Source organism: Geodermatophilus tzadiensis, assembly GCF_003002915.1.
GTDB lineage: Bacteria > Actinomycetota > Actinomycetes > Mycobacteriales > Geodermatophilaceae > Geodermatophilus > Geodermatophilus tzadiensis.
In genome coordinates, this window is sequence record NZ_PVTG01000012.1 from 57,131 (window position 1) to 75,018 (window position 17,888).

Genomic DNA, 17,888 nt, shown 5'->3' on the forward strand with positions numbered 1-17,888 from the left:
CGTGCCCGACGTGCTCCTCGCCAGCTGTGCCCCCGCCGCCGGGGCGGACGAGGACGAGCCGCTGCTGGTGGCCGCGCTCGCCGCCGAGGGTCTCACCGCCGAGGCCGCCGACTGGGCCGACGACGGCGTCGACTGGGGCGCCGCGCGGCTGGTCGTCGTCCGCTCGACCTGGGACTACGCGCCGCGCCGGGGAGAGTTCCTGACCTGGGCGCGCCGCGTGGAGGCGGTCACCGCGCTGCACAACCCCGCCGCCGTGCTGGCCTGGAACACCGACAAGCGCTACCTCCGGGAGCTGGCCGCCGACGGGGTGCCCGTCGTCCCCACGGCGTGGGCGGAGCACCCCGGGGAGGTGGCCGCCGCGCTGGAGCCCTGGCCCCGCGACGTGGTGGTCAAGCCGGTGGTCTCGGCCGGCGCCCGGGACACCGCCCGCTTCGGGCCGGCCGAGCGGGCGGAGGCCACCGCGCTGGCGGAACGGGTGCTGGCCGGCGGGCGGGCGGTGATGGTGCAGCCCTACCTCGACCGGCTCGACGCCGAGGGCGAGACCGGCCTGGTGTACGTCGACGGGGAGTTCGGCCACGCCTTCGGCAAGGGCGCGCTGCTGGCCGGGGGAGCGCTGGGCCCGGGGCTCTACGCGGAGGAGGAGATCACCCGCCGCACCGCGACGCCCGGGCAGCGGGCGCTCGGCGACCGGGTGCTCGGCTGGGTGGCCGCGCGCACCGGCGCGGCCCCGCTCTACGCCCGGGTGGACCTCGTGCCCGGGGCCGACGGCGCCCCGCAGGTCATCGAGGTGGAGCTCACCGAGCCCAGCCTCTTCCTCACCACCGACGACGGCGCGGCCGCGCGGCTGGCCGCCGCGGTCAGCGCCCGGCTCCGTGCTCCGCGCGCGCCTCGGCCCGCCGCCGGGGGAGCGCGGTGACCAGGTAGAGCAGCACGCCGGCGGCGAGCAGCACCCCGGCGAGGGCCCAGGTGCGGGCCTCCTGCTGCCACAGCAGCAGCAGGCACGAGGCGGTGCCGAGCACCGGCACCACGGCCGGCACGCGGAAGTGGTCGGCCTCGACCCGGTCGCGGCGCAGCACCAGGACCGCGGTGTTGGTGCTGAGGAAGACGAACAGCAGCAGGAGCACCACCGTGCTGGCCAGCGTGGCCAGGTCGCCGACCAGGGTGAGCGCCATCGCCACCAGCGTGGTCACCGCGATGGCCACCCACGGCGTGCGCCGCCGCGGCAGCACCCGGCCGAGGACGGCGGGCAGCAGGTGCTGCTCGGCCAGCCCGTACGCCATCCGGCTGGCCATGATCATGGTGAGCAGCGCGCCGTTGGCGACGGCGATCAGCGCCACCAGGCTGAACAGCCCGTCGGGGATGCCGGCGTCGGCCGCCCGCACCACCTCCAGCAGCGGGCCGGTGGACCCGGCCAGCTCCTCGGGCGGCAGGACGACGGCCGCGGCCAGCCCCACCAGCACGTACACCGCGCCCGCGGTGAGCAGCGCGCCGAACAGCGCCCGCGGGTAGACCCGCCGCACGTCGCGGACCTCCTCGGCGACGTTGGCCGAGGTCTCGAACCCGACGAAGGAGTAGTAGGCCAGCAGCGCCGCCGAGAGCACCGCCGTCGCCGCCGACACCCCGGGCGGGAACTCCAGCGCCCGGCCCGCGTCCCCGTCGCCGCGGCCCAGCACCACGGCCCCGAGGACGACGACGAGCACCAGCCCCGAGGTCTCCACCACCGTCATGACCAGGTTGGCGCGCAGCGACTCCTGGATGCCGCGGGCGTTGAGCAGCGCCACGGCCAGCAGGAAGACCAGCGCGGCCGGGGCGGCGGGCACGTCGAGGAACACGCCGAGGTAGTCGCCGGCGAAGGCCAGCGCGAGGCCCGCGGCGCTGGTCACCCCCGCGGCGAGCATGCAGAAACCCACCAGGAAGGCGACCACCGGGGAGCCGAAGGCCCGCTCGGCGAACACCGCCGAGCCGCCCGCCCGCGGGTACTTGGTGACCAGCTCCGCGTAGCTGCCCGCCGTCAGCAGGGCCAGCACCAGCGCCCCCAGCAGCGGCACCCAGATGGCGCCGCCGACCTCCCCGGCCACCGCGCCGACGAGCGCGTAGACCCCCGCGCCCAGGACGTCGCCGAGGATGAACAGGTAGAGCAGCGGGCCGGTGACGGCGCGGCGCAGCTTGGTGTCGGACTCGGCCGGGGCGGTGTCCGCGGGCGGGGTGGTCACCCATCGAGTCTCGGCGGGCCCGGAACGCCCCGCCAACCGGGACCCCGGACGTGCGACACGCGGGCGCGCCGGGCCGTGTCCCGAGGTGACCGCACCCCCTCCCGGCGGCTCGCGAGCGTGCGGGCCACCAGCTTGTCGACAAGTGCTCGGCGGCAGCGCCGGGTCGCCGAACCGCAGGTCAGAGGCGCACAACGGTTGCGTCACGGGGCCGGCGGGAGGTGTCGCGAAGGGCCGTGCCGGGACGCCGTCGTCCCTACCGTTCTCCTCGTCCGCGGCACCTTCCCCGGCCGCGGACACAGACCCCCAGGAGGACGGCATGGCGATCGACAGGGCAGTTGCTCCGTCGTCGGCGACCCTGCCGGACGACCTGACGGCGACCGGCCTGGCCGGCCTGCTCGACCTGCTCGAGCGGGCCGACGCGCTGCCTCGCCGGCCGCGCCCGCGCCGGGCCGTGGCCACCCGCTCGCCCGGCGCTCCGCGCGCGCTGCGGCCGCTGCCGTCGGCCCGCCCGGTGCCGGTGCCGCGGCCGCGCCCCGCGGCGGCCGCCGTGCCGACCGCACCCGCCGTGCCCACCCCGGCGCCGGCGCCGGTGCCGGCCGGCTCGCGGCTGCGCGCCCGGCTGCGGGCGGCGATCCGGCGCCTGGCGCTGTGGGGCGCCGGCCCCGGTGCGGCGCACGCGGCGTGGCCGACCGCGCCGGTCGTGCTGCCCCCGCCGCGGCCGAACCCGCTGCGCCGCCTGTCGCTGTGGGGCGCCGGCCCCGGCGGCGCGCACCTGGCCTGGGGCCGGCCCGCCCCGGCCCGCCCGGCCGCCTCCGGCCCGGTGGTGCTCACCGAGCTGCCCAGCACCCCCACGGTCCAGCCCGCGGCGTCTTCCCCCGCCGCGGCGCTCCCTCCGGCCGGGGCAGCCCGGCCGGTCCCCCCGCCCCGCCCCGGCGGGTCCGGCCCCCGGCTCGCCCCGGCCGGCTGGCCCGCCCGCCCGGCGGTCCCGCGGGGCGCGACCGGCCCTCCCGGCAGGTCCGGCTCGGCGCGGGCCCGGGGCGACCCGGTGCCCGTCCAGGCCCGGGGCTCGCCCCGGCCGCCGCCTCCCGCTCCCGACTGACCCGCAGCGCGCCCCCTCCCGGGGACGCCGTCCGAAGCCCTCGCCCGACGAGGACGACGGGCCCGGCCACCACTTCCCCCCTGGGTGGCCGGGACCGCCGGCCCGGTCGCGCACGACTCCCCCCCGGCCCCCGTGGCCGCCCCTCGGCCCTCCTCCGCGGCACTGGCCGCCGACAGACCGCACCGCACGACCGCTCTCGCCTCGACCCCCCGCCGACTGCTCCCTCCGAGGACAGCGCGCGGACCCTCCCGGGAGGCGCAGACGACCGGCACCGCGGCCCGCCGGCGCGACACCGCGCAGGAGGCGATCCCCAGGCACCCGCCGGTGCCCGGGCGGACGTCCCCCCGTCCCCCGGGTCTCTGACCGGCCGGTCCTGGCCGGGACGGGCGCCCGACGGCCGGCACCGGCCCCTCTCGCGGGCCGGGCCGGAGGAGACGTGCAGCCGACCGGCCGCGGTCCGCCAGGCCCGGCGCCGTCGACCAGCGGCCAGGACGGTGCTCCCGCCCCGCGGGCGCCGCGCGTCACGACCCCCGGCGGGCGCCCTCCCCACCTGCTCCGGCACCGCCGCCGGACCAGGGGGAGGGCGCCCGTCCGGCGTCCCGGCCCCGGCGCGGAGGGCTCCGGTCCCTACCCCGGACCGGGGCTCGCGCGCCTCCGGGCGGGTGTCGTTCCGCCCACACCGGTTGGAGGGGCGCCCCCGGACGTGAGAGAAAGGACGGCGGACCGCCCGCCGAACCGCACCGAATGGAACCGCCCCTGTGACCCTGCCCGAGCAGCGTCCGGGGTCCCCGGGCGAGGCGCCGCCCCGGCCGCTGTCCCCGCTGCCCGACGACCCCGAGGTCAGCCGGCTGCGCTTCGAGCTGGCGATCGACGCGGCGGGCATCGGCAGCTTCGACTGGGACCTGCTCAGCGGTCGGCTGACCTGGGACGAGCAGCTGCAGGCCCTGTTCGGCTTCGCCGAGGGCGAGTTCGACGAGACGATCGACACCTTCGCCGCCCGGCTGCACCCCGACGACCGCGAGCGCACCCTCCAGGCGCTGCAGGGCGCCATCGACACCTGCGGCGACTACGTCGCGGAGTTCCGCGCGGTGCTGCCCTCGGGCGAGATCCGGTGGGTCGAGGGCCGCGGGCGAGCGCTGGCCGACGCCTCCGGCGTCGCCGTGCGGCTCCTGGGCGCCGGCATCGACACCACGCAGGTCCGCGAGGGCGAGGCGCGGGTCTCCCGGGTGCTGGAGACCATGCGGTCGGCGTTCTTCGCCCTCGACCGCGAGTGGCGGTTCACCTACGTCAACGCCGAGGCCGAGCGGGTGCTGCACCGCTCGCGCGAGGAGCTGCTCGGCGGCGTCGTGTGGGAGCTGTTCCCGGCCGCCGTCGGCAGCGACTTCGAGACCCACTACCGCGGCGCGGTCGAGACCGGCGAGGAGCGGGTCTTCGAGGCCTACTACCCGCCGCCGCTGGACGCCTGGTACGAGGTGCGCGCGTGGCCGGGCCCCGACGGGCTGTCGGTGTACTTCCTCGACGTCACCGAGCGGCGGGCCGCCGAGCAGCAGGCCCGGGACGGCGCCGCGCGCCTGGCGCTGCTGGCCGAGGTCAGCGCGCTCATGTCGACCGCCCTCGGCTCGGCCGTCGCCGAGGAGCGGGCCCTGCAGCGGGTCGCCGCGGCGGTGGTCCCGGTGCTCGGCGACTGGGTGGTCCTCACCCTCGCCGACGCCGGCGGCGGCCGGATGCGCGACGTCGCCTCCTGGCACCGGGACCCGGCGCTGCGGGGGGCCACCGCCACCTATGCCGGCCTGCGGCTGGCCTCGATCGCTCCCGACGCGCCGGTGCTGGAGGCCCTGGGGTCCGGCCGGCTGCTCACCGTGCCCGACGTGCAGGCGGTCATCCGCCCGACGCTGCCCGAGGGCGAGGTGCGCGAGGTCTTCGACGTGCTGGCGCCCCGCTCGGCCGTGACGCTGCCGCTGCTGGCCCGCGGGCGGACGCTGGGCGCGCTGAGCCTCTACCGCGGCCCGGACCGCCCGGCCGCCGGCGCCGAGGACGTCCGCGCCGCCCGCGAGGTCGCCGACCGCGTCGCGCTCGCGCTGGACAACGCGCGGCTGTTCGACCAGCAGCGCCGGCTGGCCGAGGCGCTGCAGCGCAGCATGCTCACCGCGCCGCCGCAGCCCGACCATGCCGAGATCGTCGTCCGCTACCAGCCGGCCGTGCAGGCGGCCCAGGTCGGCGGTGACTGGTACGACGCGTTCCTCCAGCCCGACGGCGCGACCGTGCTGGTGATCGGCGACGTCGTCGGCCACGACACCGAGGCCGCCGCCACGATGGGCCAGCTGCGCGGGATGCTGCGCGGGATCGCCCACCGCGGCGACCACCCGCCCGACGCGGTGCTCTGTGAGCTCGACGCCGCCGTCGAGGGGCTCGGCCTGCACACGATGGCCACCGCGGTGGTCGCCCGGGTGGAGCAGACGCCGGAGCAGCGCGCCGCCGGCCGCACCACGCTGCGCTGGTCGAACGCCGGCCACCCGCCGCCGCTGCTGCTCACGCCGTCGGGGGAGGTGCGGACGCTGGGCACCGAGCGCGGGGAGCTGATGCTCGGCGTCGACCCGGGGGCACGGCGGTCGTCCTCGGCGGTGGAGGTCTCCCGCGGCTCCACGCTGCTGCTCTACACCGACGGGCTGGTCGAGGGCCGCGACCTGCTGCTCGACGACGGCATCGAGCTGCTGCGGACGGCGCTGGTCCAGCTCGCCGACCTGCCGCTGGAGCGGCTGTGCGACGCGCTGGTCACCCGGCTGCGCCCCGAGGGCCTCCAGGACGACGTCGCGCTGGTCGCCATCCGCCTGCACCCCCAGTAGGAGGAGGACCTCCCTCCTCCCCACGCCTCGCTCCGCTCGGCGCGGGCCCCTGAGGGAGGCCGTCCCGGCACCTCACGTGCGGGGGAGGACCGCCCAGACGGTCTTGGCGTCGCCCTCGACGTACCAGCCGTGCGCGGTCGACAGCTCGGCGATCAGGTGCAGGCCCAGGCCGCCCTCGCTGGGGTCGCGATCGACGGCGGGCGTCGGCGGGGTGCGGGCGTCGCCGTCGGAGACCGCGACGAGGAACGCGTTCCCGGTGCGGCGGACGGAGGCCTCCACGCGGCCGCCGCCGTGGCGCAGGGCGTTGGAGGCCATCTCGTCGAGGACCAGCAGCAGCCGGTCGCGCAGGTCGGCCGGCTCCTGGGCGTCGATGCGCCGCCGCAGCTCCTCGCGCACCAGGGGGAGCTCGGCGACGTCGGACAGCCGCCACTGCAGCCCGTCGCACGCCGGTGGAGGGGACGCCGCCGGCCAGCCGGCGCCGGCCGATCCGCGTCCCACCCGGTGTCTCCTCGCGCGTCGAGCCCCCGTCCCGGGCTGGATGTCGAACACCTGCGTATGGCTCAGCGGGACCCGCCTCAAACCCGGATGGGACCGGTGTCACAGGTGCGGGAGCCGCGGGACGGGGCGCGACGACGTCGTCACCGCGCCGACACGGCCCCGGGAACACCGGGCGCGCTGTTCGACTCCGGCATCGTGGTGGCGGCCGTCGTCGCGGTGGTGTTCGACCTGGTGCTCCCCGGGCGGCCGAGGGCGCGTCAGGCGGCGGCCAGCGCGGCGCAGTAGTCGGCGACGACGGCGGGGTTGCGCATCGCCGTCCCCATCACCGCCACGCCGGACGCCCCGGCGGCGAGGCAGCCCGCCACGTCGCCGGGGCGCACGCCGCCCAGCGCCAGCACCGGCGGCGCGTCCGGTGTGAGCGCGGCCAGCCCCGCGGTGCCCAGCGCCGGGCCGTACCCGGGCTTGGACGCGGTCGGCGCGTACGGCGACAGCGTGACCCAGTCGCAGCCCTCGGCGTCCGCCCGTGCCAGCTCGGCGGCCGAGTGGCAGGACCGGCCCACCAGCGGCGGGCGGACGGCCGGGAACGGGTCGGCGGCCGTCAGGTGCACCGCGGTGCCCTCCGGCGCCCCGGCGGCGCCGCCCCACACCAGCAGCCCGCCCACCGGCTCGAGCACCGCGCGCAGCTCGGCGGCCAGCGCCCTGCGCTGGGCGAGGGGCAGGTCGCGGTCGCGCAACCAGACCGCCCGGGCGCCGGCGGCCACCGCCGCGGCGACCACCCCCGGGAGCGGGCCGGCCGCCTGCGTCCGGTCGGTGACGACGAGCAGGCGCGGGACGGTCACAGCGCCGGCAGGCCCTCGGAGGACGTCGAGGCCTCGGCGTGCCAGCGCCGCGGGATGCGGCCGGCCAGCCGCGCCAGACGGCCGCCCTCCACCGCCTGCCGCATGGCCAGCGCCATCCTCTCGGGGTCGCGGGCGCGGGTCACCGCCGAGGCCAGCAGGACGGCGTCGCAGCCGAGCTCCATGGCCAGCGCCGCGTCCGAGGCGGTGCCGATGCCGGCGTCGAGCACCACCGGCACGTCGACGGCCTCCCGCAGCAGCGCCACGTTGTGCGGGTTGCGGATGCCCAGCCCGCTGCCGATCGGGGAGCCCAGCGGCATCACCGCCGCGCAGCCGGCGTCGGCCAGCCGGCGGCCGAGCACCGGGTCATCGGTGGTGTAGGCGAGCACGGTGAAGCCCTCGGCCACCAACTGCTCCGCGGCGTCGAGCAGCTCCACCGCGTCGGGCAGCAGCGTGCGCTCGTCGCCGATCACCTCGAGCTTGACCCAGTCGGTGCCGAACGCCTCGCGGGCCAGCCGGGCAGTGCGCACCGCCTCGCGGGCGGTCCGGCAGCCGGCGGTGTTGGGCAGCAGCCGGACGCCGGCGCGGTCGAGGACCGTCATCATCGAGCCGGTCGCGGAGGCCTCGACGCGGCGCAGCGCGACGGTGACCAGCTGGGTGCCCGAGGCGCGGACGGCGGCCTCCAGCGCCTCCAGGCTGGGCACCCCGCCGGTGCCCAGCAGCAGCCGCGAGCGGAACGTCTCCCCGCCGAGCACGAACGGGTCGCCGGCCTCCTCCCGCGCCAGCGCCGGTGCCAGGTCCTGGGTCGACACGGTCATCCTCCTGCGGTCGGGGCGAGCACCTCGACGGCGTCGCCGGGGGCCAGCGGGGTCCGCGCCCAGCTGCTGCGCGGGACGACGTCGCCGTTGCGCGCGACGGCCACCCGGTCGTGGCCGGGCGCGCGCTGGGCCACCAGGTCGGCCACGGTGGCGTCGTCGGCCAGCTCGGCCGCGTCGCCGTTGACGGTCAGCTGCATCGGTCAGTCCCTCCGGAACCGGTCGGCGGTGAACGGGGCGGCCACCGGGGGCAGCGCGCCGCCGGCCAGCAGGTCGGCGACGGCGTCGGCGGTGACGGGGGTGAGCAGCACGCCGTTGCGGTGGTGGCCGGTGGCCAGCACCAGCCCGGGCAGGGACGCCGGTCCCAGCAGCGGGGCGTTGTCCGGCGTCCCCGGGCGCCAGCGGGCCAGCGTCTCCACCAGCTCCAGCTCGGTGATCCCGGGGACGACGTCGATGGCGTCGTGCAGCAGGTCGTGCACGCCGCCGGCGGTGACGGTGGGGTCGAAGCCGCGGTCCTCGACGGTGGCACCGACGACCAGCCCGTCGTGGCCGTGGGGCACCAGGTAGACGGGCCGGCCGCGCACCAGCGCGCGCACGGTGCCCTCGAGCAGCCCGTCGGCGCCGCCCAGCCGCAGGACCTGCCCCTTGACCGGCCGCACGGGCAGCGGTGGGACGCCGGGCAGCTGCCCGCTGCGGGCGCCCAGCGCGAGCACCACCTGCCCGGCCGGCACCGCCGTCCCGCCGGCCAGCCGCAGCCCGGCCGCGCGCCCGCCGTCGACGACGACCTCCGCCACCCGGTCGCGCACCAGCTCCACGCCCTCGGCCGCGGCGGCGGCGAGCAGCGCGGCGTGCACGGCCCGGCCGTCGACGGAGTGGTCACCGGAGACGAGCAGCCCGCCGCGCACCCGCGGGGTGAGCGAGGGCTCCCGGCGCCGGGCGGCCCGCGGGGTGAGCCGCTCGGCGGCCAGGCCGAGCTCGAGCTGGAAGGCGTGCAGCGCGTCGAGCTCGCGGACGTCGTCGTCATCGAAGCCGACCACCAGCGTGCCCACCGTGCGCAGCCCCACCGGCCGGCCGGAGGCCGCCTCCAGCTCGGCGGCGAAGGACGGCCAGCGCTCCAGCGAGGCCAGGCCCAGGCGCAGCAGCGGCTGCTCGCCGTAGCCGGCCTCGGTGACCGGGGCGAGCATCCCGGCGGCGGCGGCCGAGGCGCCGGCGCCCGGGGCGTCGTCGACCACGGTCACCGACAGCCCGCGGCGGGCGGCCCGCCAGGCGACCGCCAGCCCGACCAGCCCGCCCCCGGCCACGGCGACGTCGGTCACCGCCGACGGCCCCGCAGCACGACCGGCAGGGTGAGCGCGACCGCGACGCCGAGCCCGACGAGCGAGGCCGACCAGCCGTTGGCCGGGTCGATGCCGAGGTCGGCCTGCCGCGCCGTCCACCACGCCGTCCAGCCGGCGCCCGGGCCGGGGAACAACGTGGGCAGGGTCAGCTGGTAGGCGACGAACCCGGCGGCCCACGGCAGGAGCAGCAGCGGGCGGGCCGGGGCGGTGCCGGAGGTGTCCCAGCGTCCGCGCGGGCTGGTCCAGTAGGCCGCGATCAGCACGCCGGCCAGCGGCACGAACACCGCGCCGATGAGGAAGAGGAACGGCTCGTAGGCGGCGACGTCGACGCTCAGCGCCAGCAGCGTGGCCACCGCGCCGACCCCGAGCACGAGCACCCGCCGGTCGAGCCGGGCGACGACGTTCTGCGCCGACACCGCCGTGGAGTAGAGGTTGGCGAAGGCCTCGTCGAGTTCCACCGTCACCAGCACGAGCACCGCGACCGCGCCCAGCGGGACGGCCAGCAGCGCGTCGATGACGTCGAACCCGGCGCTGCCGTAGGCGGCCAGCGCCAGCACGCCGAGCACGAACATCCCCACGGTGGCCAGGCCGTAGCCGACCGCCGAGCCGACGCCGGCGGCCCGCGCGCTGCGCGCGTGGCGGGTGTAGTCGGCGGCCAGCGGCAGCCAGGACACCGGCAGCGCGATGACGATGTCGGCCGCGGTCCAGAACGACGTCGCCCCGCCGCCCTGGATCGGTGGCAGCGGCTCGCGCAGCACCCCGACGAACAGGTAGACGACGGCGGCCAGTGCCGCCCACACCGCGTACCGGGCCAGCACCCGGACGACGCCGAGGGGCCGCAGCGCCATCGCCGTCGCCAGCACCCCGGCGGCGACGACGAACGGCCAGCGCGGCGCGTCGAGCACCCGGGAGGCGGCCTCGGCGATGACCACGATCTCGAAGGTCGCCCAGCCGACGCACTGCACGAGGTTGAACGCCGTCGGCAGCCACGAGGTGCGCCGGCCGAGCAGCCCCCGCAGCAGCACCATCCCGGGGACGCCCTCCCGCGCGCCCGCCGCGGCGACCAGGCCGAGCAGCGTCGCGCCGACCACCGCGCCGACGACGATCGCCGCGACCGTGACGGCGAGGGGACGGCCGGGCAGCACGACGAAGACGGCGGCCACCGGCAGCAGCACGCTGACGCCGAGGTTGGCCCAGAGGCCCAGGTTGGCGCCGAGGCCGAGGGTGCGCGGCGGCGCCTGGTCGAGGGTGAGCGGCGCGTCGGAGGTGCGCTGGACGTCGGTGCTCATGGCTGCTCCCTACGCCGGCATTACCCGGTCAGGTTCCAGCGGTCGGCGGCGCCTGCAGCCGCCCTCTCAGCCCGGTCGCCCCGAGCTCCCGCACATGGCGCAGGCCACCATACGCACGCCGTAGGGTGCTCCGCCGTGCCGGTCGCCGAGCTGCTCTCCCGCCACCCCGACGCGTGGCGGCGGGCCACCCGTGCCCCCTTCCTCGAGGCCGTCCGCGACGGCACCCTGCCCGCCGGGGCCTTCGACACCTGGCTGGTGCAGGACGCGCACTTCCTCGCCGACCTGCTGCGCTTCCAGGCCCGCCTGCTGGCCCGGGCGCCGCGGCCGGCGCAGGCCGTGCTGGCCGGGGGGTGCGTCGCGCTGGTGGCGGAGCTGGACTGGTTCGGCCGGGTCGCCGAGGGACGCGGCCTGGACCTCGCGGCGCCGCGGCTGCCGGCCACCATCGCCTACGGCGACCTGCTGTACCGGCTCGACGCGGCCGACGTCGCGACCGCGCTGACCGCGCTGTGGGCGGTCGAGCGGGCCTACCTCGACGCCTGGTCGGGGGCACTGCCGGGTGCGCCGGAGTACCGGGAGTTCGTCGAGCACTGGACGGTGCCCGGGTTCGCGTCCTACGTGGCCGGGCTGGCGGCGGCGGCCGACGACGCCGGCCCGCCCGACGAGGCGGTGTTCCTGGAGGTGGCCGCCGCGGAGGCGGAGTTCTGGAGGATGGCGCGGTGAGCCTGTCCGCGGAGCTCTGGGCGGACAGCGCCGACCTGGCCGCCGCCGCGCTGGCGCACCCGTTCGTCACCGGGATCGCCGACGGCACGCTGCCGCGGGAGCGGTTCGCCGGGTACGTCGCCCAGGACGCGTTCTTCCTCGAGGCCTTCGCCCGCGCGTACGCGCTCGGGGTCGCGCACAGCCGCGACCGGGCCACGCTGGAGATCTTCGCCGACCTGCTGGCCGGCGTCCGCGAGGAGCTGCGGCTGCACGACGGCTACGCCGCGCGCTGGGGCATCGACCTGGCCGGTGTCGCGCCCGTGCCCGCGACGTCCGCGTACACCGAGTTCCTGCTGGCCACCGCGGCGCTGGGTGACGTCGGCGAGACGTGCGCGGCGATGACTCCGTGCATGCGGCTCTACGCCCACCTCGGCCAGGCCCTCGTCCCGCGTGCGACCGGGCCCTACCGCGAGTGGGTGGACACCTACGCCGACCCGGCCTTCGAGGAGCTGGCCGCCACGCTGGAGGCGCTGCTCGACCGGCTGGCCGCCGGCACCCCCGCCGTCCGCCGGGCCCACCGGCGGGCGATGGAGCTCGAGCTGGGCTTCTTCGACGCGGCCTGGCGCGGCGGGGGTAGCGTCGGCGGGCAGTGACTCGGGGTGTCCGCCGTCCGGCGGGCTGAGAACACACCCGCCGAACCTGTCCAGGTCATGCTGGCGAAGGGATGTCACGGCGATGGACGCCGCTGCGTTGACCGGTGCCCGATCCGCGCTCACGAGGAGCGCGCCGCTCGTGCACTGCCTGACCAACACCGTCGTGCAGACGCTCACCGCCAACGCGCTGCTCGCCGTCGGCGCGGCGCCGGCGATGGTCGACGAGCCGGCCGAGGCCGAGGGTTTCGCCGCCGTGGCCTCCGCGGTGCTGGTCAACGTCGGCACGGTCAGCCGGCGCACGGCCGAGGCGATGCGGCTGGCCGCCCGGTCGGCCGCGGCGGCGGGGACGCCGTGGGTGCTCGACCCGGTCGCCGTCGGCGGGCTGGCCTTCCGCACGGAGCTGGCCGGCGAGCTGCTCGGGTCGCGGCCCGCGGTGGTGCGCGGCAACGCGAGCGAGGTGATGGCGCTGGCCGGCGCCGGCGCCGGCGGGCGCGGGGTGGACTCGACCGCGGCCGCCGACGACGCCCGGGAGGCCGCGGTCGCGCTGGCCGGGCGGACCGGGGGCGTGGTGGCCGTCAGCGGCGCGGTCGACGTCGTGACCGACGGGACCCGCACCGTCCGCGTGGGCGGCGGCTCGCCGCTGCTCACCCGCACCACCGGTGCCGGCTGCGCGCTCGGCGCGCTGGTCGCCGCCTACGTCGCCGCCACCGGCGACCCGCTCACCGGCGCGGTCGCCGCCCACGCGCACGTGGCGCTGGCCGCCGAGGCCGCGGCCGCCGTCGCCGCCGGGCCGGGCACCTTCGCCCCGCTCTGGCTCGACGCGCTCGACGCGGTGACCGACCTCTCCGCCGCGCGGGTGACCGCGTGAGGCCGCCGTTCGACCCGACGCTCTACCTGGTCACCGACACCGCGCTGGCCGGCCCGCGCGGCGTGCCCGACGTCGTCCGCGCCGCGGTGGCCGGCGGGGTCACGGCGGTGCAGGTGCGCGACAAGGACGCGTCGTGCCGGCAGCTGTACGCGCTGACGCTCTCGGTGAAGGAGGTGCTGGCCGGCACGGGCGTGGCGCTGTTCGTCAACGACGACGTCGAGGTCGCGCTGATGGCCGGCGCCGACGGCGTGCACGTGGGCCAGGACGACCTGCCCGCGGCCGAGGTCCGGGAGCGGATCGGTCCCGACCGGCTGCTCGGGCTGTCCACCGGGTCCGACGACGAGCTCGACGTCGCGCTGGCGCTCCCCTCCGGCACGGTCGACGTCGTCGGCATCGGGCCGGTGTGGACCACGCCGACGAAGCCCGACGCCGGTGCCGGGCTCGGCCCGGAGGGCGTCGCCGCGCTGGCCGCGCGGGCGGCGGCCGGCGGGCTGCGGTCGGTGGCGATCGGCGGGATCTCTCCCGAGCGGGCGGCGCTGGTCACCGGCGTGGACGGCATCTGCGTGGTGTCGGCGATCTGCGCGGCCGACGACCCCGCCGCCGCGGCCCGGGCGCTGCGGGAGGTGACGACCCGGTGACCGGGCGGGCGGGGGTGCCGGTCGCGCTCACCGTCGCCGGGAGCGACCCCAGCGGCGGGGCGGGCGTCCAGGCCGACCTCAAGACCTTCAGCGCGCTCGGCGTCTACGGCACCGCCGTGCTCACCGCGCTGACCGCGCAGAACACCCGCGGCGTGACCGGCGTGCACCCGGTGCCGGCGGCGTTCGTGGGCGAGCAGGTGGCCACGCTGCTCGCCGACGTCACGGTGCACGCCACCAAGACCGGGATGCTCGGCACCGCCGACGTCGTCCGGGAGGTCGCCGCCGTGCTGGCCGACCGGGTCGCCGGGCCGGTGGTGTGCGACCCGGTCATGGTGGCCACCAGCGGCGACCGGCTGGTCGACGACGACGCGATCGCCGCCGTCCGGTCCGAGCTGCTGCCGGTGGTGGAGCTGGTGACGCCGAACGTGCCCGAGGCGGCCGCGCTGCTCGGGGTGCCGGCCGCGACCACGGTCGACGAGCTGCCCGCGCAGGCCGAGGCGCTGCTGGAGCTCGGGCCCGGGGCGGTGCTGCTCAAGGGCGGTCACCTGGGCGGGGCCGAGAGCGTCGACGTGCTGGCCACCGCCGACGGCGTCGTCGTCACCCGGCGTCCGCGGGTGGACACCACCGCGACGCACGGCACCGGCTGCACGCTGTCCTCGGCCATCGCCGCGCTGACCGCCCGCGGCGTCGGCGGGCCGGGCCGGTGGGAGCCGGTGGTCGAGCAGGCCCGCGACTACCTGCACCGGGCCCTGCAGGCCGGGGAGTCGCTGGGCATCGGCTCGGGCCACGGGCCGGTGCACCACTTCGCCGGCGTCTGGCCCGCCTGACCCTCGTCGTCCGGCGGCCCGTCAGACCCTGAGGACGCGGAGCGGGGAGTGCGCGGCCGCGATCCGGTCGAAGTGCCCGTCCTGCGTCACGACCGGCAGCCCGTGCACGACCGCGGTGGCCGCTATCAGTGCATCGGTGAGCTTGACCGTGCGGTGCACGCCTGCCCGCCGGCAGTCGGCGACCAGCCGCGCCCATCCGCTCATCACGGCCTCGCTCACAGGGACCGGATCGGCCTCGCGCGCCAGCGCGAGCGTGTCGCCCCTGCGGGCCCGGGCCGTCTCGTCGGCGGCAGCGAGGACACCCAGCTCCAGCTCGCCGATCGTCACGACGGACACCGCCACCCGCTCGGGCAGGCGCCCCAGCGGCCGCGCCGTCTCCCGGGCGATGAACACCGAGGTGTCGAGGAGTCCCGACGTCACAGGTCGGCCAGGGTCTGGCCGGCGAGCTCGTCGAGGTCGTCGCGCAGCGTGGGGTCGGCCGAGCGGTGCTCGAGCTGTTCCTGCAGGGCCGCCCCGGACAGCCACCGGGTGCGTGCCCCGTGGGGGACGATGTCCGCGATCGGCTCCCCCCGCACGGTCAGGGTGACGCGTTCCCCGGCTCGCACGGCATCGATGATGCGTGCGGTGTGGTTGCGGAGGTCGCGGACCCCGACGTCCATGTGCGACAGCGCAGCACCGGAGGTCGTCGTCACCCGCCTCCTTGACGCCACCGCCGCGGCACCGCGACCGTGCCGCATGGCGACCTCCCGCCCGGTGTTCAGCCGCGTCTACGAGCGGGTGAGCAGGCGCCTCGAGGACGCCGGGATGGCGGAGCTGCGCCGCGAGCTCGTCGACGGGGCGGCCGGCGTGGTGGTCGAGGTCGGCTGCGGCAACGGGCTGACCTTCGCCCACTACCCGGACACGGTCAGCCGCGTGGTGGCGGTCGAGCCCGAGCCGCGGTTGCGCGCCGCGGCGCAGCGGGCCGCGCGGGCGGCCGGCGTCGACGTCGAGGTGGTGGCGGGTGTCGCCGAGGAGCTGCCGCTGCCGGACGCGTCGGCCGACGTCGCCGTCCTCTGCCTGGTGCTGTGCAGCATCCCGGACCAGCCGGCGGCGCTGGCCGAGCTGCGGCGGGTGCTGCGTCCCGGCGGTGAGCTGCGCTTCCTCGAGCACACCGTGGCCGAGGACCGGCGGCTGCGACGGGTGCAGCACCTCGTGGACGCCACCGTCTGGCCGCTGCTGGCGGGCGGCTGCCACACCGCCACCGACCAGGTCGGCGCCATCGAGGCCGCGGGCTTCACCGTGCGGCGGGTCCGGCGCTTCGACTTCCAGCCGGCGCGCGTCCGCGTGCCGGCCAGCCCGCACGTGCTCGGCGTCGCGGCGACCTGACCCGGCCCGGCGAGGGTGTGCGCCGGTGCACGACCAGGCGGCCGCGTGGGGACGTCAGCCGGCTGCCGGGCGGAAGAGCCGGTCGAGCCGGTAGCGGACGACGGCCTGGGCGTCGTCGACGGTGCGCTGCTGCCCCAGCACGCTGCTCACCAGACCGTTCGTGAGCGCGAGCAGGCTGACCACCTCGATCCGCGGGTCCGCGTCGGCGACCACCCGTCCCTCCTCGACGGCGCGGGCGACGACCCCGGTCAGCCACCGCTCCAGCGCGTCGGGGGCGTACCGGCCGTCGACGGCGTCCGCGGGGGTGGTCAGTCCGGCGGCGTAGTACGCCGTCCAGGCGAGCTGGTCGGCGCGGCTGTCGTCGTCCGTGGGCAGGATCGCGCCGAGGACCACCTCGAGGACCGCCCGCGGCTCGAGCTCCGTCCCGAGGGCCGCGGCGCGCTCCCGCACCCGCCGGTCGAGGCGCCCGGCCAGCTCGGCGATCCCCGAGGCCATGAGCGTGCGCTTGTCGGTGAAGTAGTACTGCACCACCCGCAGCGACACCCCGGCCTCCGCGGCCACCTCGCGCATGGACACCGCCTGCAGCCCGCGGGTGCTCGCGATGCGCAGCAGGGCGGCGGTCAGCTCCCGCCGCCGCTCGTCGTGGTCGACCCGCCGGGGCACCGCTCCTCCTCGGGGATACACCTGTACCCGATCCTGTGGTACGACTGTATCCTAACGTCGACCGAGGAGGCAGCCGTGGCCGTCCTGACCGCCCGTTCCGGAGACCTGGAGATCGCCTACGAGGTGCTCGGGGAGCCCGATGGCGAGCCGCTGCTGCTCGTCATGGGCCTGGGTGCGCAGATGGTCGGCTGGCCCGACGGCTTCTGTGCCGAGCTGGTCGCCCGCGGCTTCCGGGTGGTCCGGTTCGACAACCGCGACGTCGGCCTGTCCACCCACCTCGACGGCCCGGTGCCGGCGCGGGCGTGGTCGCGGGTGCCGGTCGCCTACACGCTGTCGGACATGGCCGCCGACGCCGTCGCCGTGCTGGACGCCGTCGGCTGGCCGTCCGCGCACGTCGTCGGCGCCTCGCTGGGCGGGATGATCGCCCAGCTGCTCGCCGTCGAGCACCCGGGCCGGGTGCGGTCGCTGACCTCGATCATGTCGAGGCCCGCGCCGCGGATCGGACGGATGCGGGCCCGGACGACGCTGGCGCTGGTCCGCAGGGCGCGGCGACTCGCGAAGGAGCGGGGCCGGCCGACGACGCCCGAGGCGATGGCCGACTTCCTGCTGGCCATGCAGGAGGTCACCGGCTCTCCCGGTCACCCCGCCTCCCGCGAGGACCACCTCGAGGTGCTGCGGGTGGCCATGGCCCGCGACGACCAGGGACTGAGCGGGCCGGGGGCCAAGCGGCAGCAGGCGGCGGAGCGGGTCGCCCGCGACCTGCGCGCCGAGCTGGCCGCCGTCCGGGTGCCGACCCTGGTGGTCCACGGAGACGGTGACGTGGTGATCCGGCCGGAGGGCGGCGAGGCCACGGCGGCCGCGGTGCCCGGCGCGCGGCTCGTCGTCCACCCGGGCATGGGCCACGAGCTGCCCCGCGCGCTGTGGCCGGTGATCGCCGACGACGTCCGCGCCACCGCCGACCTCGCCGCCGCCCGTCGCGCCTGACGGGACGCGCTGGTTGACTCGGCGGATGGTCTCGCCGATCCCGGAGCCGGAACCCGTCATCGACCCGACCGAGCCGGTGCCCGACGACCCGGGCGAGCTGCTGCCGGACGCCCCGGAGCCCCTGCCGCCCCCGCCGATCGAGCCGACGCCCGACGACCCCGGCGGGGACCCGGGCGGCGTCCCGGAACCCGCCTGACGGCGGCTCGACGGGGGACGGTGTGCGCGGACGTGCAGGTCTTGCCGCCAGGACTGCACACCGGC

Annotated in this window: 21 protein-coding genes and 2 riboswitches; of the genes, 11 read left to right on the forward strand and 10 right to left on the reverse strand. The window is 77.9% G+C overall.

Features of this window, described 5'->3' with window-relative positions:
- Position 1: 1 nt before the first annotated feature.
- Positions 2-916 carry an ATP-grasp domain-containing protein gene (locus LY71_RS15595; protein ID WP_106279254.1) on the forward strand — a complete coding sequence of 305 codons (915 nt, stop codon included), beginning with the start codon at positions 2-4 and terminating at the stop codon, positions 914-916.
- Here LY71_RS15595 and LY71_RS15600 read toward each other — a convergent pair.
- On the reverse strand, positions 858-2,213 hold the full coding sequence (locus LY71_RS15600) for an APC family permease (protein ID WP_106279256.1): 1,356 nt from the start codon (positions 2,211-2,213) through the stop codon (positions 858-860). The two genes, LY71_RS15595 and LY71_RS15600, sit on opposite strands and share 59 nt — an antisense overlap.
- A gap of 316 nt (positions 2,214-2,529) precedes the next feature.
- Here LY71_RS15600 and LY71_RS15605 point away from each other — a divergent pair, with 316 nt between their 5' ends.
- Together LY71_RS15605 and LY71_RS15610 are read left to right on the forward strand one after the other, a co-directional pair.
- Positions 2,530-3,312 carry a hypothetical protein gene (locus LY71_RS15605; RefSeq protein ID WP_106279258.1) on the forward strand — a complete coding sequence of 261 codons (783 nt, stop codon included), beginning with the start codon at positions 2,530-2,532 and terminating at the stop codon, positions 3,310-3,312.
- A 758-nt stretch (positions 3,313-4,070) separates the two neighbouring features.
- Entirely contained in the window at positions 4,071-6,155 is a 2,085-nt protein-coding gene (locus LY71_RS15610) for a SpoIIE family protein phosphatase (RefSeq protein ID WP_245887934.1), read from the forward strand.
- A 72-nt stretch (positions 6,156-6,227) separates the two neighbouring features.
- Here the strand turns inward: LY71_RS15610 and LY71_RS15615 are convergent, their stop codons facing one another.
- From LY71_RS15615 to LY71_RS15645, 6 genes are all read right to left on the reverse strand, one after another.
- A complete protein-coding gene (locus tag LY71_RS15615; RefSeq protein WP_106279261.1) occupies positions 6,228-6,653 on the reverse strand; it encodes an ATP-binding protein in 426 nt (141 codons plus the stop codon).
- 257 nt (positions 6,654-6,910) lie between these two features.
- Positions 6,911-7,492, reverse strand: a complete 582-nt coding sequence (locus tag LY71_RS15625) for a thiamine phosphate synthase (RefSeq protein ID WP_106279265.1) — start codon at positions 7,490-7,492, stop codon at positions 6,911-6,913.
- Positions 7,489-8,301, reverse strand: a complete 813-nt coding sequence (locus LY71_RS15630) for a thiazole synthase (protein ID WP_281261614.1) — start codon at positions 8,299-8,301, stop codon at positions 7,489-7,491. The genes LY71_RS15625 and LY71_RS15630 overlap by 4 nt, the downstream gene beginning before the upstream one ends.
- A gap of 2 nt (positions 8,302-8,303) precedes the next feature.
- Positions 8,304-8,504: a sulfur carrier protein ThiS gene (thiS, locus tag LY71_RS15635; RefSeq protein ID WP_106279270.1), complete on the reverse strand. Its 201-nt coding sequence runs from the start codon at positions 8,502-8,504 to the stop codon at positions 8,304-8,306.
- Between the two features lie 3 nt (positions 8,505-8,507).
- On the reverse strand, positions 8,508-9,620 hold the full coding sequence (thiO, locus tag LY71_RS15640) for a glycine oxidase ThiO (protein WP_106279273.1): 1,113 nt from the start codon (positions 9,618-9,620) through the stop codon (positions 8,508-8,510).
- A complete protein-coding gene (locus LY71_RS15645; protein ID WP_106279275.1) occupies positions 9,617-10,930 on the reverse strand; it encodes a purine-cytosine permease family protein in 1,314 nt (437 codons plus the stop codon). Before LY71_RS15645 ends, thiO begins: the two co-directional genes overlap by 4 nt.
- Positions 10,920-11,032, reverse strand: a riboswitch (TPP riboswitch). (Overlaps the previous gene by 11 nt.)
- A 33-nt stretch (positions 11,033-11,065) precedes the next feature.
- On the opposite strand from LY71_RS15645, the gene LY71_RS15650 reads away from it, so the two are divergent.
- The 5 genes from LY71_RS15650 to thiD all read left to right on the forward strand — a co-directional run bounded on the left by LY71_RS15650 (position 11,066) and on the right by thiD (position 14,615).
- Positions 11,066-11,650 (forward strand): TenA family protein, encoded by a 585-nt coding sequence (locus LY71_RS15650; protein WP_106279277.1) that lies wholly within the window; start codon positions 11,066-11,068, stop codon positions 11,648-11,650.
- Entirely contained in the window at positions 11,647-12,282 is a 636-nt protein-coding gene (locus tag LY71_RS15655) for a TenA family protein (protein WP_106279279.1), read from the forward strand. The genes LY71_RS15650 and LY71_RS15655 overlap by 4 nt, the downstream gene beginning before the upstream one ends.
- Positions 12,275-12,371, forward strand: a riboswitch (TPP riboswitch). (Overlaps the previous gene by 8 nt.)
- Entirely contained in the window at positions 12,365-13,150 is a 786-nt protein-coding gene (gene thiM, locus LY71_RS15660; protein ID WP_106279281.1) for a hydroxyethylthiazole kinase, read from the forward strand. Its footprint overlaps the riboswitch before it by 7 nt.
- A complete protein-coding gene (thiE, locus tag LY71_RS15665) occupies positions 13,147-13,788 on the forward strand; it encodes a thiamine phosphate synthase (protein ID WP_106279283.1) in 642 nt (213 codons plus the stop codon). Before thiM ends, thiE begins: the two co-directional genes overlap by 4 nt.
- The gene (gene thiD / locus LY71_RS15670) at positions 13,785-14,615 is read left to right on the forward strand and encodes a bifunctional hydroxymethylpyrimidine kinase/phosphomethylpyrimidine kinase (RefSeq protein WP_106279285.1); all 831 of its coding nucleotides are present in this window, start codon (positions 13,785-13,787) and stop codon (positions 14,613-14,615) included. The genes thiE and thiD overlap by 4 nt, the downstream gene beginning before the upstream one ends.
- A 21-nt stretch (positions 14,616-14,636) precedes the next feature.
- On the opposite strand, the gene LY71_RS15675 is transcribed toward thiD, so the two are convergent.
- Both LY71_RS15675 and LY71_RS15680 read right to left on the reverse strand, forming a co-directional pair.
- Complete coding sequence (locus LY71_RS15675) at positions 14,637-15,035, reverse strand: PIN domain-containing protein (protein WP_106279287.1); 399 nt, start codon at positions 15,033-15,035, stop codon at positions 14,637-14,639.
- On the reverse strand, positions 15,032-15,307 hold the full coding sequence (locus LY71_RS15680) for a type II toxin-antitoxin system Phd/YefM family antitoxin (protein ID WP_211297369.1): 276 nt from the start codon (positions 15,305-15,307) through the stop codon (positions 15,032-15,034). The genes LY71_RS15675 and LY71_RS15680 overlap by 4 nt, the downstream gene beginning before the upstream one ends.
- Before the next feature lie 43 nt (positions 15,308-15,350).
- Between LY71_RS15680 and LY71_RS15685 the strand changes: the two genes are divergently transcribed.
- Positions 15,351-15,980 carry a class I SAM-dependent methyltransferase gene (locus tag LY71_RS15685; protein ID WP_106279289.1) on the forward strand — a complete coding sequence of 210 codons (630 nt, stop codon included), beginning with the start codon at positions 15,351-15,353 and terminating at the stop codon, positions 15,978-15,980.
- A gap of 54 nt (positions 15,981-16,034) precedes the next feature.
- Here LY71_RS15685 and LY71_RS15690 read toward each other — a convergent pair whose 3' ends face one another.
- Positions 16,035-16,643, reverse strand: coding sequence for a TetR/AcrR family transcriptional regulator (locus LY71_RS15690; protein ID WP_106279291.1), 609 nt, complete (start codon positions 16,641-16,643; stop codon positions 16,035-16,037).
- A gap of 75 nt (positions 16,644-16,718) precedes the next feature.
- Here LY71_RS15690 and LY71_RS15695 point away from each other — a divergent pair, with 75 nt between their 5' ends.
- On the forward strand, positions 16,719-17,627 hold the full coding sequence (locus LY71_RS15695) for an alpha/beta fold hydrolase (protein WP_211297370.1): 909 nt from the start codon (positions 16,719-16,721) through the stop codon (positions 17,625-17,627).
- A 25-nt stretch (positions 17,628-17,652) separates the two neighbouring features.
- Positions 17,653-17,823 (forward strand): hypothetical protein, encoded by a 171-nt coding sequence (locus LY71_RS23530; protein ID WP_170121381.1) that lies wholly within the window; start codon positions 17,653-17,655, stop codon positions 17,821-17,823.
- The last annotated feature ends 65 nt before the right edge of the window (positions 17,824-17,888 follow it).